Source organism: Pseudomonas sp. 20P_3.2_Bac5, assembly GCF_025466035.1.
GTDB lineage: Bacteria > Pseudomonadota > Gammaproteobacteria > Pseudomonadales > Pseudomonadaceae > Aquipseudomonas.
Genome location: NZ_JANLOA010000006.1, coordinates 1 through 1,823 on the forward strand (window position 1 = coordinate 1; position 1,823 = coordinate 1,823).

Annotated in this window: 3 protein-coding genes and 1 pseudogene; all 4 read left to right on the forward strand. The window is 45.9% G+C overall.

Features of this window, described 5'->3' with window-relative positions; translation table 11 throughout:
• A pseudogene (locus NTD88_RS00470) lies at positions 1 to 161 on the forward strand (transposase); the annotation flags it as partial.
• Positions 162 to 258: 97 nt separating this feature from the next.
• The gene (locus tag NTD88_RS00475) at positions 259 to 876 is read left to right on the forward strand and encodes an imm11 family protein (protein ID WP_262191700.1); all 618 of its coding nucleotides are present in this window, start codon (positions 259 to 261) and stop codon (positions 874 to 876) included.
• A 211-nt stretch (positions 877 to 1,087) separates the two neighbouring features.
• Positions 1,088 to 1,519, forward strand: a complete 432-nt coding sequence (locus tag NTD88_RS00480; protein WP_262154252.1) for a hypothetical protein — start codon at positions 1,088 to 1,090, stop codon at positions 1,517 to 1,519.
• Positions 1,520 to 1,634: 115 nt separating this feature from the next.
• On the forward strand, positions 1,635 to 1,823 hold a 189-nt coding region (locus NTD88_RS00485), incomplete at its 3' end, for a transposase (RefSeq protein ID WP_262154251.1).

A 1,823-nucleotide genomic window follows, 5' to 3' on the forward strand; every position in this document is an offset into this window, starting at 1 on the left:
CGTTTTTAAGGCAGGCTGCTTCGAAGGACGAGTTAAATCTCATTAGGTCAGCCTTGCAGCGAGGGCAGTTGACCGGCGCTGATCGCTTTGTTGATGAGATGGAGAAAATATCAGGTGTCAGATTAGAACTGCGGGGACAGGGTCGGCCAAGGTCGGGTTAAAGAAAATAAATCCGTCCCCTTTTTCCGTCCCCTTTTCTCTTTTTCTTCTTGCTAGAATCAAGGCGGAAGCGGTTACCGTTGGTAGTCAAGTTAACAAATGGTTAACAAGGAATTGAATGTGAGATATTACTTGCTTAGGCAGGACATGACTGTAAGCGAGAAATGGGTTCTTGGAGATATACGTCATGTCGATAATTGGAAATTTAGTGACCCTCCAGTAAACTTTATGGAGCCTGGAGTATATGTGCTTGATATTCGTTTTGATGGTGTTGAGTTAGATTATTCTCTCGCGGGATATGCGAGTGCTCCCGTGTTAAGTCGGAAGGCTAGAGACTCGCTGATGGGTTTGCCAGATGTTGATGAGCCATATATGAATGTGGTATTTGAGCCTGTTGTCATCGAAGGTAAGGCAGTCTCGAGTGATTACTATCTGATGATAGTTGAGAGTCAGGCTGATTGTGTCGATGAGTCTAGATCAAGGTTTGACGTTTACACATCATCTGATCCTGTTAGGCCTGACTTGGCCGGTAGCTATCGTGCTTTCTACAATCTTGTAGTTGATGCTTCAAAAGTCGGCGGTAAACACATTTTTAGATTGAAGAAGTACCTGGGGGCAATAGTGGTTAGTGAGGAGGTAAAGTTACGATTTGAGCGGGCGGGCGTGCTCGGTGCATCTTTTGAGTCGGTGGGTGGTGATAGGGTGACAGTTGCGTGATTTGATTGTTTTGGTTGGAGCGAGAAAAGGGGACAGGAGAAAAGGGGACAGATTTATTTTTAGCTGAATAAAAAATAAATCTGTCCCCTTTTGCGCCTTTTGCGGTCCATACACGTCATTTAGACGCGCATATGCCGGGAGGCTTTAGATATAATCCTGGCGGTCCTGGGTCAGCACTTCCAGCATACCCGCCGAAGAAAGGAACTGAGTAATGCATGTCATGCCGCTAGATCATGCGAAGCAGAAGTTAATCTTCTATGTGGCTCAGGATTTGGATCAGTCAACTAAGTCTGATGTGCAGCAGCTTGTGAAAGATCTTGCTGCGTCAAGGGTATGGAGCATTGCGCCACCAAGCTTGATTGATGAGATAGACGAGAATGGCTTGGAGGTCGTAGGTGGGGTGCTGGAAATTTATTCAGCTTTACCGCCGAGCATACTCCCTCTTGATGTGGACTCGAAGAATCTAGAGGAAGTAGAAGAGCTGATTGGTGCTGTTAGGTACTTATCTGAAAAAGCCAGCCTTTCCTTTGAGTTTCAATTGGATACTACCTATGTTGGTAGTATTGATGATGGCGTCGTTGATCGAGTTCTTCAGGAAGGCTTGTTTGCGCCATGGAGAGAAAATCTCAGCGGGAAAAGTTGAATCAAGAGTACAAATACAGTATTCACCTGGCACCGGTCTCGCGCCAGCGAAAAAGGGGACAGATTTATTTTCTTTCGCTTTGCTAAGCTGAAAACCTCAATGGAATGAGGTTGCTATGCCAAGAATAGGACGAGTCGTATTACCCAACTACCCCCATCACGTCGTTCAGCGTGGTCACAACCGACACGTGGTATTCGCTGCTGCGGAGGACTACCAGCGCTACGTCAATGATCTACAGGAACTGAAGGATGCATTTGGTATAAAAATTTATGCTTACTGCCTCATGACAAATCATGTCCACCTA